The 13,243-nt window shown below is 69.5% G+C and carries 12 protein-coding genes; 5 read left to right on the plus strand and 7 right to left on the minus strand.

The genetic code is table 11. From position 1 onward, the window contains the following. A complete protein-coding gene (aceE, locus tag R2707_01675; GenBank protein MEZ5243778.1) occupies positions 1-2,721 on the minus strand; it encodes a pyruvate dehydrogenase (acetyl-transferring), homodimeric type in 2,721 nt (906 codons plus the stop codon). Between the two features lie 80 nt (positions 2,722-2,801). Between aceE and R2707_01680 the strand changes: the two genes are divergently transcribed. Then, entirely contained in the window at positions 2,802-3,830 is a 1,029-nt protein-coding gene (locus R2707_01680) for a ribonuclease H (GenBank protein ID MEZ5243779.1), read from the plus strand. Positions 3,831-3,890: 60 nt separating this feature from the next. Then, positions 3,891-4,175 carry a DUF427 domain-containing protein gene (locus tag R2707_01685; protein ID MEZ5243780.1) on the plus strand — a complete coding sequence of 95 codons (285 nt, stop codon included), beginning with the start codon at positions 3,891-3,893 and terminating at the stop codon, positions 4,173-4,175. 3 nt (positions 4,176-4,178) lie between these two features. On the opposite strand, the gene R2707_01690 is transcribed toward R2707_01685, so the two are convergent. After that, positions 4,179-5,084, minus strand: coding sequence for a TIGR01777 family oxidoreductase (locus R2707_01690; GenBank protein ID MEZ5243781.1), 906 nt, complete (start codon positions 5,082-5,084; stop codon positions 4,179-4,181). A 58-nt stretch (positions 5,085-5,142) separates the two neighbouring features. Here R2707_01690 and R2707_01695 point away from each other — a divergent pair, with 58 nt between their 5' ends. Then, positions 5,143-5,388 carry a LapA family protein gene (locus R2707_01695; GenBank protein MEZ5243782.1) on the plus strand — a complete coding sequence of 82 codons (246 nt, stop codon included), beginning with the start codon at positions 5,143-5,145 and terminating at the stop codon, positions 5,386-5,388. A gap of 7 nt (positions 5,389-5,395) precedes the next feature. On the opposite strand, the gene R2707_01700 is transcribed toward R2707_01695, so the two are convergent. Together R2707_01700 and R2707_01705 are read right to left on the minus strand one after the other, a co-directional pair. Beyond that, the gene (locus R2707_01700; protein ID MEZ5243783.1) at positions 5,396-6,082 is read right to left on the minus strand and encodes a hypothetical protein; all 687 of its coding nucleotides are present in this window, start codon (positions 6,080-6,082) and stop codon (positions 5,396-5,398) included. Between the two features lie 85 nt (positions 6,083-6,167). Beyond that, positions 6,168-8,360, minus strand: coding sequence for a DUF4012 domain-containing protein (locus R2707_01705; GenBank protein MEZ5243784.1), 2,193 nt, complete (start codon positions 8,358-8,360; stop codon positions 6,168-6,170). A gap of 204 nt (positions 8,361-8,564) precedes the next feature. Here R2707_01705 and R2707_01710 point away from each other — a divergent pair, with 204 nt between their 5' ends. Continuing rightward, positions 8,565-10,406: a nucleoside-diphosphate sugar epimerase/dehydratase gene (locus tag R2707_01710; GenBank protein ID MEZ5243785.1), complete on the plus strand. Its 1,842-nt coding sequence runs from the start codon at positions 8,565-8,567 to the stop codon at positions 10,404-10,406. 19 nt (positions 10,407-10,425) lie between these two features. Further along, positions 10,426-11,085, plus strand: coding sequence for a hypothetical protein (locus R2707_01715; GenBank protein MEZ5243786.1), 660 nt, complete (start codon positions 10,426-10,428; stop codon positions 11,083-11,085). On the opposite strand, the gene R2707_01720 is transcribed toward R2707_01715, so the two are convergent. The 3 genes from R2707_01720 to R2707_01730 are packed head-to-tail and all read right to left on the minus strand — an operon-like array spanning position 11,001 to position 13,161. Continuing rightward, positions 11,001-11,618 carry an acetyltransferase gene (locus tag R2707_01720; GenBank protein MEZ5243787.1) on the minus strand — a complete coding sequence of 206 codons (618 nt, stop codon included), beginning with the start codon at positions 11,616-11,618 and terminating at the stop codon, positions 11,001-11,003. The two genes, R2707_01715 and R2707_01720, sit on opposite strands and share 85 nt — an antisense overlap. Then, positions 11,615-12,235, minus strand: coding sequence for a sugar transferase (locus R2707_01725; protein ID MEZ5243788.1), 621 nt, complete (start codon positions 12,233-12,235; stop codon positions 11,615-11,617). Before R2707_01725 ends, R2707_01720 begins: the two co-directional genes overlap by 4 nt. Continuing rightward, positions 12,235-13,161 (minus strand): NAD-dependent epimerase/dehydratase family protein, encoded by a 927-nt coding sequence (locus R2707_01730; protein MEZ5243789.1) that lies wholly within the window; start codon positions 13,159-13,161, stop codon positions 12,235-12,237. The genes R2707_01725 and R2707_01730 overlap by 1 nt, the downstream gene beginning before the upstream one ends. Positions 13,162-13,243: the final 82 nt, after the last annotated feature.

Consider the following 13,243-nt stretch of genomic DNA (forward strand, 5'->3'; position numbering starts at 1 on the left):
TCAGCTGCCGGTGTCGGGGTGCGCCGGGTCGGGTCGGTACGGGTCGATGCCGTAGGTGCGGATGGCCGCGGTGACATCGGACGCCGGGATCTCTCCGGCCTCGGACAGCGCGTAGAGGACGGCGATCACCACGGAGAAGGCATCGACCTCGAAGAAGCTCCGAAGTGCCTCGCGGGTGTCGGACCGGCCGAAGCCGTCGGTGCCGAGCACCCTCATGGGGCGCGGCGTCCACCGGCTGACCTGGCCGGGCACCAGCCCCATCCAGTCGGAGACCGCGACGATCGGGCCCTCGCTGGTCCGGAGCTTGCGGGTCAGGTCCGGGACCTCGGGTTCGTTCTCCGGCTGGAGTCGGTTCCGTCGCTCGACGTCGAGCGCGTTGGCGCGCAGCCGCTTGTAGGAGGTGACGCTCCACAGTTCGGCGGAGATGTCGTGGAACTCGGCGAGAATCGCCTGGGCCTCCCTGGCCGCGAGGTTGGCCGGGCCGGAGAAGAGGATCGTCGCTCGCTTCGAGGGCCCCTCCGGTCCGTCATCCCACTTGTAGAGACCGCTGGTGATGTCGCGATCCTCGACATGGTCGGGGCGGGGCGGCTGCTCGTAGTTCTCGTTGTAGATGGCGAGGTAGTAGAAGACGTCCTCGCCGTCGACGGCACGACCGTCCGGATACATGCGGTGCAGACCGTCGCGGATGATGGTGGAGAGCTCGTAGGCGAATGCCGGATCGTAGGCTTCGCACGCCGGCACGGTCGACGCGAGCAGCATGCTGTGGCCGTCCTGGTGCTGGAGGCCCTCGCCGAGCAATGTGGTCCGGCCGGCGGTGGCGCCCATGAGGAACCCGCGGGTCCGGGCGTCGGCGGCGGCCCAGATCGAGTCACCCACCCGTTGGAAGCCGAACATCGAATAGAAGGTGTAGAAGGGCACCATCGGCACGCCGTTGTTGGCGTAGGCGGTGCCGGCGGCGATCCACGACGCGGTCGACCCGCATTCGGTGATGCCTTCCTCGAGGATCTGACCGTCCTTGCTCTCGGTGTAGGAGAGCAGCAGGTCGTGGTCGACGGGCTCGTAGAGCTGGCCGGTGGGGGCGTAGATGCCGAACTCGCGAAACAGCGAGTCCATGCCGAACGTGCGGGCCTCGTCGGGCACGATCGGGACCACCCGGTCGCCGAATGCCTCGTCGCGCAGGAGGTCGCGCAGCAGGGACGTGAACGCCATGGTGGTCGACACGGCGCGACCGGCGGAGCCCTTCTGGAGGTCCAGGAACGGGGACTCGCCGGGCAGCTTGAGAGGTCGACGGTCGCGGATCATCCGGGAGGGGAGCGGCCCGTCGAGCGCCCGGCGGCGATCCATCAGGTAGGTGCGCTCGGGTGAGTCGGGCGACGGGCGGAAGTAGGGCGGGATCCCGTCCTCGAGTGCTTCCTCGGGAATCTCGTCCTCGACGTGGAGTCGCTCACGCAGCTCGAGCAGCTGCTTCTTGGTCATCTTCTTGATCTGGTGGGTGGCGTTGCGTCCCTCGAATCCCTCGCCGAGGGTCCAGCCCTTGATCGTCTTGGCGAGGATGACCGTCGGCTGGTCGGTGGTCTCGGCCGCGGCCTTGAATGCCGCGTAGACCTTCTGGTAGTCGTGCCCGCCTCGGGGAAGCGCCTTCAGCTCGTCGTCGCTCAGGTGCTCGACCAGCTTGCGCAGTCGGGGGTCGGGGCCGAAAAAGTGTTCTCGGATGTAGGCGCCGTCCTCGACCGCGTAGCGCTGGTACGCGCCGTCGATGGTCTCGCCCATCTTGTTGAGCAGGACGCCGTCGACGTCGCGGTGCAGGAGTTCGTCCCACCGGGTTCCCCAGATGACCTTGATGACGTTCCAGCCCGCGCCCCGGAACACGCCTTCGAGTTCCTGGATGATCTTGCCGTTGCCGCGCACGGGGCCATCGAGGCGCTGCAGGTTGCAGTTGATGATCCACTTCAGGTTGCCGAGCTGGGCCCGACCGGCGAGCGAGATCGCGCCGAGGGTCTCCGGCTCGTCGCACTCACCGTCGCCGAGGAAGCTCCACACGTTGCTCTGCGAGGTGTCGTCGAGTCGACGCTGATGGAGGTACTTGTTGAACCGTGCCTGGTAGATCGAGTTGATCGGCCCGAGGCCCATCGACACGGTGGGGTACTCCCAGAAGTCGGGCATGAGCCGCGGGTGTGGGTAGCTCGACAGGCCCCCGCCACCGACCTCCATACGGAAGCGGTCGAGCTGCTGCTCGTCGAGCCGGCCCTCGAGGTAGGCGCGGGCGTAGATGCCCGGTGCGGCATGGCCCTGGAAGTAGACGTGATCGCCGGGCAGGCCGTCTTCCTTGCCCTTGAAGAAGTGGTTGAAGCCGACTTCGTAGAGCGAGGCGCTCGACGCGAAGGTCGACAGGTGGCCGCCGATGCCGTCGGCGGTCTTGTTCGCCCGGATCACCATGGCGGCGGCGTTCCAGCGGATGAAGGCGCGGATGCGACGCTCGATGTGTTCGTCGCCGGGGAAGAACGGCTGTTCCTCGGCCGGGATCGTGTTGATGTAGGGGGTGCTCGTCGTGGGTGGGACGCCCAGTTGCAGTTCGTTGGCCCGTTGCAAGAGTCGGGCCACGATGTAGCGGGCCCGGGCCTGACCCTTCGCGCCGTGGATCGCATCGAGCGAGTCGATCCACTCCTGCGTCTCGGCGGGATCGATATCGGGGAGTTGCCGACTGAAGTGGTCTGCTGCCATATCAGCCAATCATCGCAGCCCGAGCGGTCCAGTTGTGGCCATGGGTCGGGGCTTCTCGTCCGGCGTGGCAGGATCACGGCGTGATCGAGGTCTACACGGATGGTGCGTGCAAGGGGAACCCCGGCCCCGGTGGCTGGGCCTGGGTCGTGCCCGACGGCCCCTGGGCGAACGGTGCCGAGGCCGAGTCGACCAACCAGCGCATGGAGTTGATGGCGGTGCTCGACGCCCTGAAGAACCTCTCCGGCGAGGTCGAGGTGGTCTCGGATTCCACCTATGTCGTCAACTGCTTCCGCGACGGCTGGTGGAAGGGATGGCTGAAGCGGGGCTGGAAGAACTCGAAGAAGGAGCCCGTCGCGAACCGTGATCTGTGGGAGCCGTTGATCGACCTGTACCGCGAACGCGAGGACGAGTTGGCGTTTCGTTGGGTGAAGGGGCACGCCGGTGACGAATGGAACGACGTGGCCGACCGCCTCGCCGTCGAGGCATCGGAGACGCAACGTCCGCGCAGTGGCAGCGGTCGCCCCGACGAGCTGGGTCCTGCTGACCACGTCTCCGTCGGCGCGTCGGCGCCCCGCGTCGGCGCCGACGGACGATTCGGGCCGACGTGGCGACCGCACGGGCGCGCGGTGGTGGTGACGGGGCTGCAGCCACCGGGACTGGGCGGCTACGAGGAGAACGCGGTCGCGGCCGGTGTGCGGCGACGTCTCGCCGAGATCATCGAGGCGAAGGCCGAGGTCGACGCCGACCTGGTGGTCCTCACCGGCCTCCGTCTCGGGGCGGAGACGCTGGGAGCCGAGGCCGCCGCACTCGTGGGTGTGCCCTACGTGGCGGTGCTGCCGTACCCGGATCCCGACGCGAAATGGCCGCGTGACTCGCGCCGCCGGTTCGCCGAGTTGCTCGACGGCGCCGACGCAGTGGTGCAGCTCGAACGAACATCGCCGGAGAGCGCGCCCCGGGCCGGTCAGGCGATGGATCGGCGCAACGCCTGGTTTCGTCAGGTCGCGAACGAGGCCGTGATCGTGTGGGACGGCGCCGAGCGGCGCATGGGCGAGGTCGTGAAGAAGTTCGAGCTCGACATGCCCGACGACGTCTGGATCGTCGGCCCCTGAGGGAATGGCGTCGGGACGAGCGGGGTTGTGGTGGTCCCCAGACAGAACTCGGAGACTTCCATGGCAACCGCGACCTTCAACGGCACCGTGATCGCGCAGAGCGACGACATCGAGATCGTCGAGGGCAATGCCTACTTCCCGATCGACTCACTCGACCGACGGGTGCTGGTCGACTCCGACCGCTCGACCCACTGCCCGTGGAAGGGCGATGCGTCCTACTGGGACCTCGAGGTCGACGGCGTCCGGGCAGCCGATGCGGCGTGGTACTACCCGAACCCGAAAGCGGGTGCCGAAGCCGTCGCCGGTCGCGTGGCGTTCTATCCGGTCGTGACCATCGAGATGTGAGGCTCAGTCCGGGCGGTCGAGGACGGCGCGCAGTGCCCCTTCGATGTCGGGATGCTCGAACTCGTAGCCTCGATCGCTCAGGACGGTCGGCTCGACCCGTTGGCTGGCGTAGAGCAGCGCTTCGGTGAGTTCTCGCCCGAGCCGTAGCCACAGGGCCGGCTTCGGGATGGGGAGCAGCGTCGGCCGGTGCAGCACGCGTCCGAGCACCTTCGTGAACTCCCCGTTGGTCACCGGGTTCGGCGCCGTGAGGTTGACTGCGCCGTGCACATCGTTGGTGAGGAGCCAGAGGAGGGCACCCACCATGTCGTCGATCGAGATCCAGCTCCACCACTGGTTGCCGGAACCGATCCGGCCACCGAGTCCGGCCTTGAAGAACGGCAGTTGCGGAGCGAGCGCGCCGCCCTCGCCCGACAAGACGATGCCGGTGCGGATGTGGACCACGCGGGTGGGTGGTGTCGTGACGGGCGCGGTCGCGCCCTCCCACGCGGCGACCACGTCGGCGAGGAAGCCCTCGCCGGGTTCGCTGGTCTCGGTGAGCCTCTCGTCTCCGCGGTCGCCGTAGAACCCGATCGCAGAACCGGAGATGAAGACCGACGGCGGCGTTGCGGCTGCGGCGATGCGGTCGGCGAGCAGGGAAGTGCCCTCGACGCGGCTGTCCAGAATCCGGGCCTTCTGCGCGTCGGACCACCGATGCTCGGCGATGCCCTCGCCGGCGAGATGGATCACGGCATCGATCCCGTCGAGCGCATCGTCGTCGATCGTGCCCGCGGCGGGATCCCAGGAGACGGCGGGGAGATCGTCGGGGCGATGCGAACGAACGAGCCTGACGGGCTCGTGGTCGGCCGCGAGGAGGCCCCGGACGAGCGCTTCGCCGATGAGGCCGGTGGATCCACTGATGAGCACACGCACGGAGACACTCTCCCACGCGTCGTCTAGGGTCGCGTCAGCGGACGCTTGGGAGGCAGTCATGTCGGACGAACAGCCGGTGGGCGAGGAAGTGAAGGAGTCGACCGGGCTCGCGACCGTGATCGGCGCCGCCGTGATCGCGGTCGCCCTGATCGCCTTCATTGGTCAGAATCGCGCCGACACCGAGGTGTCGTGGCTGTTCCTCGACGGCACCTGGCCGCTGTGGTTGGTGATCGTCATCGCCGCCGTGCTCGGAGCGGTGCTGAGCGAGGTCCTCGGCTGGTTGATCCGGCGCCGCCGCCGATAGTGCTGTCCTAGACAGTGGCCCGTTCGCGCCGCGTCGTCGCAGCGAGCAGCACGATCGCGCCGAACGCGACGAGCGTGATGCCGATCCGAACCGCCTGTTCGGCGAAGCGGGCGCCGGTCACCGCGAGATCGGGGCTCGACCCCGCACCGCCACCTGATCCGCCGTTGCCGCCGGTTGCGTCGTCGCCGCCTGTGCCGCCGGTCCCACCATTGCCGCCGGAACCGGGCGTCGTGGTGGTGGTCGCGGTCGGATCCTGGCCGCCCACCGTCTGCCCATCGGGGCAGGCTCCGTCCACCGGGTCGGTTCCGCCGTTGCACACGGCGCGGATGACTGCGGTGTCGGAGTTGCCCGCGCAGCTGGCGCGCACCGTGTAGTCCTGTCCGGCGACGACGCCGGACGGCATGGCGACGGCGGTGCCCGCGTACGAGCTGTCGTCGAAGGCGATGGTGGTGGCGAGCACGCCGGGGATGCCGTCGATCGTGATGGAGACGGTGCTCCCGGCCGGACAGTTCGATCCGAAGTAGTCGAAGGTGCCGTCGATCTCGACCCTCGTCGGATCGACGAAGAGATCGACGGCGCCGCCGTACTGGGCGCTCGCCGGCGAGGCGGTGAGGATCGCGGCACCCGCGACGAAGAGCGCGACGACGAGACGGCGAACAGTGGCGGGAGTGGGGGCGAGATGGGTCATACGCATGGGAGAGACCTGGCGGTCCACTCTCTCGATCGGCAGGGTCGGTGCCGCCTTGAGGGGCCGCGTGGAATCGCCGGTGCGGACCGGATCAGTCGGTTGGCGCGCGCAGGACCATGTCCTGGCCGAGCGTGAGGGACGCGGGCAGGTCGAGCAATGACCCGTCGACGGTGACGGAGAGCGTCAGCGAGTCGTCGTTGACCAGCGGTTGTTGGGGGAGCAACAGCACATACGGCGACGTGTCGAGCTCGCCGCCGACGTCGATCTCGATCGTGCGGCTTCCCCCCGGTGGGATCTCGACCACCAGGGTCAGGGCGTCGTGGCCGAACGCGATCTCCCGGTCGGCCACGACACTCGCGCCGTCGAGCCGGGCGGCCCGGAAGTCGAGGCCGGTGTGGATCGTGACGCGGGCCACGTTGGTGCCGAGCGGATAGCCCTGGTCGTTGCTGGCGATGATCGCATCGGGGAGGGACAGATCGGTGAGTTCGTTGCGCAGCGTCACGGTGATCGTTCCGCTCGCCGACCGGTCGTCGATCTCGAGTCGGTAGTCGACGTCGCGGAAGAGGTACGTGTCGAGCTTGTTCTGCCCGGCGTTCTGATGCACGACGGCGACCATGTCGGTCCGGAGCGTCCCGTCCGCTTCCGGCGCCGGGAAGCGGCCGTCGAGTCCGGCGGCGTCGATCAGCGCCGACGTGTGGTCACCGCGGCCCCACCAGACGCCGATGCGATCCTCGGCCACCACCGGCCCGAGGACGTCGGCCATCGCCCGAGGACCGGGCAGTTCTCCGGTCGTGAGGGCCGCGAACGCGCCGTCGACGAGCTGGGCCAGCGTGAGTATGCGCCCTGCCTCGTCGCCCTCGTTGTCCACGTACTGCCCTTCGAGGAGGTAGGGGACCACCGTGCGTGCCGTGAGGGTGATGTCGTCGGTCTCGACCGGCCCCCCGAGTTCGAGGAGCGCAGCCACGGCGTAGGGATCGAGGACGACCACGCCGTCGACGGTCCGGTCGGTCGCCTTCTCGAACAGATCCGCGGCGACCTCGGCGACCATCGGGAGGTCCGGCGACAGGGTGACGTCCTGGAAGAACTCGTTGGGGGAGAACCGTCCCCAGCGTTCGAGATACTGCGCAGGTCCCTCGAGCTCGACTCCTCGCTCCCGCAACCGCGCGTTGATGTCCTCGTTTCGACCCGACTGCACGATGGTGAGCTGCCCGTCGTCGGCCTGGACGAGAACCCAGTTGCCCAGCAGGCCGCCGAGGCCGCGAGCCTCGGCCGGTGTGGTGATCGCGACCAGCCAGTGGACGGGTCCGTCGGCGCCGAGGAACTCGGGGAGCTCTCGGACCGCAGCGGCCGCGGTGCGGGCGGAGGGTTCGGCGGCGGCGAGTTCGTCGAGCAGCTGACGGATCCGGTCGTCGAGCGGCCCGGCAAGCCATGGGCTGCGCGCATCGGAGACCCGATCGTGGGCCCGGTCGAGGGCCCGTTCGGTACGGTCGAGCACCGGCTGCAATGCCTCGATGGTGCCGAGGTCGAGGCGGCCGTCGACGAGTCTGATCGTGTCGGGATCGACGGATCGCGCCGCATCCGCCGCGGTGTCGGTCAGGGCCACGCCTTCACCGGCGACGACCTGCACGGCACGGACCTGTTGTCCGATGATCGGCACGAGCCTCGCCGGGAGGGTCCAGAAGCCACTCACCTTGGTACGGGCCCGCTCGAAGCTGTCGCGGGCGGCGTCGAAGGAAGCGGCGGCCACGGTCTGCTCACCGTCGCCGGCGGCGTCGAAGCCGTCGTCGGCGGAGCGAATGCCGTCGGACACATCACCGAACGCCAGGGCGGACGACAGGGTGAAGACGACCGTCGCCAGCGCTGCGGCCGCCGCCGACATCGAGACGGCGGTTGCGGCAGGCCGGCGCCAGTGCCGTGGCATCAGACGGATGCCCGAGAAGAGCATCGGGCCGGCGGCGAGTGCGGCGAGGATGACGGTGGATCCGTGGAACGGGCCCGACCCGAGATCGCCGAGCACGAGGGCGAGGAGCGCGCCGACCGCGGCGCCGAGGGCCCGGCGGCGGCCGTGTCGCACCGCGGCGAGTGCGAGGAGCAATGCGACGATCGAGACGATGCGGCCGACGGTGTCGGGGGTCGCCCAGAGCGCGATGACACCGCTCATCAGCCAGGTGGCGCGGCGGGAGCGCCCGCCGGCCAACGCGAGGGAGGCGCCGGCGCCGCCGACATAGACGACGTCGACCGGCGCGATCCCCGTCGGTGCCGCGCCCCCGAGGGTCGCGAGCACGGCGGCGCACCCCGCGAGCAGGACGATGAACTGTCGCTCCTCGCGGCCGGTTCGGCGAATACGAGAAGCGCCAGGAGGGGGCGGATCGGCGATCGCGTCGATGAGAGGTCCTCCTTGTCGCGACCGCCGGACGGCTCATAACCGTACAAATTCTGCCGATCGACCGGGTGGAGGGCTTCGTCTCCGAGGGAGGAAACAACCGCGATGGCGATCAACAGACTGGGCGGGGAACCGGGGCGTCGGCTGCAGATGCCCGGCGTCGTACTCGCCGTGGTCGATTCGTCGGCGTGGGTCGTCGGCGTGCTCGCGGCCATGGCCCTGCGGTTCGACTTCCGCTTCGCCACCTGGGGCGACTGGAACACGGCCGGCGCGATCGGCATCGCCGTGACGGCGATGCTGGCGGCCGGCGCGATCGGCGGGCTCTACGGCGGCCGCTGGCAGCGGGGCAGCCTCGACGAGGGTCTCGCGCTCGCACGAGCCGTGATCCTGGTCTGCGTGACCCTCTTCGCGGTCAACAATCTCCTGCTCTCGGCCCGTCTGGTGCCGACGAGCGTCGTGTTCGCCGCCGCGCCCGCTGCGTTCTGCGCGGCCGGAGCGGCCCGGTTCCTCGAGCGTCTCGCGGTCCTGCGCCGGAGCCGCCAGGCGCCCGGCAATGCGATTCGCGTCCTGGTGTTCGGGGCAGGCGACGGCGGTCAGCGGGTGATCACCTCGATGCACAGCGACGCCCAGGGGCGCTACACCCCCGTCGGCCTTGTCGACGACGATCCCGCGAAACGCAATCTCCGGATCCGAGGCGTCCCGGTGTTGGGCACCCGCGAGAGTCTGCGATCGCTTGCCGTGGAATCGGCGGCCGAGATGCTCGTCGTGGCGGCACCGTCGATCTCCTCGGACAGTCTGCGTGACCTCTCGACCCGGGCGCTCGAGGCGGACCTCGACATGCGGATCGTTCCGCCCGTCACCGAACTGATCGACGGGCACGTGGGGGCCGACGACGTCCGGCCCCTCACCGAGGCCGACCTGCTCGGTCGGCATCAGATCGACACCGACATCGACGCCATCGCCGACTACATCACCGGTCGTCGCGTCCTGGTGACCGGCGCGGGCGGTTCGATCGGTTCGGAACTCTGTCGGCAATTGCACCGGTTCGGGCCCGAGGCGCTCATCATGGTCGACCGCGACGAATCGGCGCTCCACGCGGTGCAGATGGCGATCGAGGGTCGGGCGTTGCTCGACTCCGAACGACTCGTCGTCGCCGACATCCGCGACGCGGCGCGCATGAAGGAAGTGTTCCTCCATCACCGTCCCGAAGTGGTCTTCCACACGGCGGCACTCAAGCACCTGCCGTTGCTGGAGATGCATCCCGCCGAAGCGGTGAAGACCAACGTGTGGGGCACGCTGAACGTTCTCGAGGCGGCGTCGAACGCCGGTGTCGACCGGTTCGTCAACATCTCGACCGACAAGGCCGCCGACCCCACCAGCGTGCTCGGCTACACCAAGCGGATCGCCGAACAGTTGACCTCCTGGTATGCCGCCCGCGAGCAGGGTGTGTATCTCTCCGTCCGGTTCGGCAACGTGCTCGGCTCCCGTGGTTCCGTGCTCGGGGCGTTCGAACGCCAGGTCGCCGAGGGTGGCCCGATCACGGTGACCCACCCCGACGTCACTCGCTACTTCATGACGGTGACGGAAGCGGTCCAGTTGGTCGTACAGGCCGGCGCGGTCGGACTGGACGGCGAGGCGCTCGTACTCGACATGGGTGAGCCCGTCAGGATCGTCGACGTCGCCCGCCGTCTCGTGGCCCAGGCCGATCGCCCGATCGAGATCGTGTTCACCGGTCTCCGCCCCGGTGAGAAGCTGCACGAGGTGCTGCTCGGGCAGGCCGAGAAGGACGATCGCCACGCACACCCGCTGATCTCGCATTGTCGGGTTCCGGCCCAGTCGCCGGCCGGCCTCGCCGGTCTCGACGATCCCGACATCGACGCGCTGCGACGCACCATGATCGGTCTCTGCCGCCCGGGCGTGGAGTCCGAGGCACCGGTCACGGTCTGATCGTCCGATCGTGTCGGCCGTGGTGGTAGCCGTTGCGGGGATCGTGCCCGAGGGGCCGCTGCACCCGAAGTTGTTCGTGATCGGCATCGTCGCCGGGGTCGCAGCGGCGGTGGTGGCCGGGCGGAGCAACGGCCGTTGGCTCGTGAGCACCCTCGGTGCCGTCGGCGTCGTCGTGACCGCGGCCCAGGGCGATGTGCTCGTGGGCGGGGTCGTCGACCGGACCGACCGCGGGTTCGTCGTGGCGGTCACCCTCGCGGTGATCGTGGCGGCGATGGCCACGCGACCGCGATGGTCGACCGCCGCGATCTCGGCGCTCGGCGCATGTGCGGGCGTGTGGGCGATCGTGCCGGACACGGAGGTCCCACTGCTCGTGGCCGCCACCCTGGCTGGTGCGAGCGTGGTGCGATGCCTCCCCGGCTGGCTTCCCGACCGGCGCAGCCTGGCAAACGGCGTGCTCGTGGTGTTGCCCCTGGCCGGGGCGGTCGCCGGATCGATCGGGCGACCGTCCCGCTACGGGCCGGCGCTCGCGGTCGGCGCGCTCACCGCGCTGCTGGCCCTGTCGGCCTGGGGTCTGTTGGTGCTGAGCCGGCGGCGTCAGCGGGCGGGTACGCCCACCACCGTCGCGCCGGGTTCGACGTCGTCGATGACGACCGCGCCGGCACCGACGACGGCGTTCTGACCGATCGACCGCCCGGGGAGGACGATCGCTCCGGTGCCGAGGAAGACGCCGTCGCCGACCGTGACGGCACCGTTCAGCTTCACGCCCGGCGAGAGGCTCACGAAGTCGCCGATGCGGCAGTCGTGGCTGATGACCGCACCGCAGTTGACATGGGAGTGCGAACCGATGCGCACGTTGGTCGTGCAGATCGCGCCGGGATACAGCATGGCGCCGTCGTCGAGTTCGACGTCGTCGCCGATCCAGGCCGACGGGTCGACGAGTGTGACCGCGGGGGCGGCGGGGCCGACCCGTTCGGCAATGACCCGTCGAAGGCTCGGCGAGCCGATCGCGATGACGAAGTCGTCGCCGTGGTCGAGGAGGAACTCCGTCGACCCGAGGACGATCGATTCGTCGACGAGCTCCGGATCGGTCGGGCCGTCGTCGACCAGACCGATCGTCTGCCAGCGCTGCTGGCTTCGGTTGACGGCGCGGGCGACGGCCAGCGCCTCGCGCCCGTGACCGCCGGCGCCGACGATCACGAGCCGGTCGCTCATGCGGCGCCGCTCTCGCGAAGGCCGGCGATGGGGTCGTCGGCAGCCGTGGCGCCCGTGCCTTCGCCGCCGACCATCGCCGTGGCGGTGCGGACGAGGATCCCGAGATCCGTTCGCAATGACTGCGTGTCGACGTACTCGAGGTCGTACTCGATGCGTTCGGGCCACGACAGGTCGTTGCGTCCGTTGACCTGGGCCAGGCCGGTGAGACCCGGTCGCACGTCGAGGCGGCGCTTCTGACGATCGGTCCACCGCTCGACCTGGTAGGCGAGGGTGGGTCGAGGGCCGACGATGCTCATCTCGCCGCGGGCGACGTTGACGAGCTGGGGCAGTTCGTCGAGCGACGTCCGTCGCAGGATCCGACCCACCGTGGTGATGCGATCGGCGCTGGGGATGATCGGATTGTCGCCGTCGATCATCGTGCGAAACTTCCACACGACGAAGAGTTCCCCGTGCATGCCGACCCGTTCCTGGAGGAACAGGACGGGACCACGGGAGGTCAGGCGGATGGCGATGGCGCATCCGGCCCCGAGGACCAGGGCCGGAACGGCGACGATCGCGACGACCAGGAGGTCGACGAGTCGCTTGCCGCGGTACGGGGCGCCGGGAAGCCGTCGCATCAGAGAACCTCGCGCATCCAATCGACCGTCGCCTTCAGCCCGATCTCGAGCGGAACCGGCGTGATGGTCGGGAACAGCTCGCGGACGCGGCTGTCGTCGGCCTGGGAATGGGGGACGTCGCCGGTCCGCACCGGCCTGCGCTCGACCCGGATCTCCCCGTCCACCAGCTCCCCGATCATGTCGATCACGGTCAGGAGGTCGGTTCGGGTGCCGAACGCCAGGTTGACAGGGATGTCGCTCGTGACCCGGCGGTTGACCGCGTCGACGATGACCGATGTGAGCGTGTCGATGAACGTGAAGTCGCGGCTCTGGGAGCCGTCGCCGTTCAGGGGCAGCGGATCGCCGCGCAGCGCGGCGTCGACGAAGGCCGGGATAACGGCTGCGTACGCGTGGCCCGCCGCCTGCAGCGGCCCGAACACGTTGAAGAAGCGGAACGCGAGGGTCGGCAGGCCGTAGCTGTGCCCGTAGGCGATCGTGTAGGACTCGGTCGCCAGCTTGCTCGCGGCATAAGGACTGACCGGGCGGCAGGCGAGCCCTTCGTGCTTCGGGAGTTCCGGGTTCGCGCCATAGACCGACGAGGAGCCGGCGCACAGGACGTGGCGCAGCCCGTCCTTGCGGGCCGCCTCGAGCACGTTCACCGTGCCCGTGGCGTTGGCGAGATGGCTGGCGACGGGGTCGGTGATGGAGCGGGGAACCGACGGTCGGGCGGCGAGATGGACGATCGCATCGGCGGGTCCGGCGGCTGCGTCGAGCGCGGCCTGGTCGAGGATGGTGCCCACGACGAGTTCGGTGTCCGTGCCGTCGAGGTTGGCGGAGTAGCCGGTCGAGAGGTCGTCGAACGCGGTGACGCGGTGACCGCTGAGCTCGAGCGAGCGACAGAGGTTGGCGCCGATGAAGCCGGCGCCGCCGGTGACGAGGACGTGCATGGGGTTCCCCTTCCTGAGAGAACGTCACCCCTCCATCGGCACCGGCGCGCGGCTCATGAGGAGTGGGTCGAACGGCTCATTC

Source organism: Acidimicrobiales bacterium (genome assembly GCA_041394245.1).
Lineage (GTDB): Bacteria > Actinomycetota > Acidimicrobiia > Acidimicrobiales > Aldehydirespiratoraceae > JAJRXC01.

Bases quoted from the DNA above. Each gene is read 5' to 3' on its own strand.
- aceE (MEZ5243778.1), bottom strand. From the start codon at position 2,721: ATGGCAGCAGACCACTTCAGTCGGCAACTCCCCGATATCGATCCCGCC.
- R2707_01685 (MEZ5243780.1), top strand. From the start codon at position 3,891: ATGGCAACCGCGACCTTCAACGGCACCGTGATCGCGCAGAGCGACGAC.
- R2707_01695 (MEZ5243782.1), top strand. From the start codon at position 5,143: ATGTCGGACGAACAGCCGGTGGGCGAGGAAGTGAAGGAGTCGACCGGG.
- R2707_01700 (MEZ5243783.1), bottom strand. From the start codon at position 6,082: ATGCGTATGACCCATCTCGCCCCCACTCCCGCCACTGTTCGCCGTCTC.
- R2707_01710 (MEZ5243785.1), top strand. From the start codon at position 8,565: ATGGCGATCAACAGACTGGGCGGGGAACCGGGGCGTCGGCTGCAGATG.
- R2707_01720 (MEZ5243787.1), bottom strand. From the start codon at position 11,618: ATGAGCGACCGGCTCGTGATCGTCGGCGCCGGCGGTCACGGGCGCGAG.
- R2707_01725 (MEZ5243788.1), bottom strand. From the start codon at position 12,235: ATGCGACGGCTTCCCGGCGCCCCGTACCGCGGCAAGCGACTCGTCGAC.
- R2707_01730 (MEZ5243789.1), bottom strand. From the start codon at position 13,161: ATGCACGTCCTCGTCACCGGCGGCGCCGGCTTCATCGGCGCCAACCTC.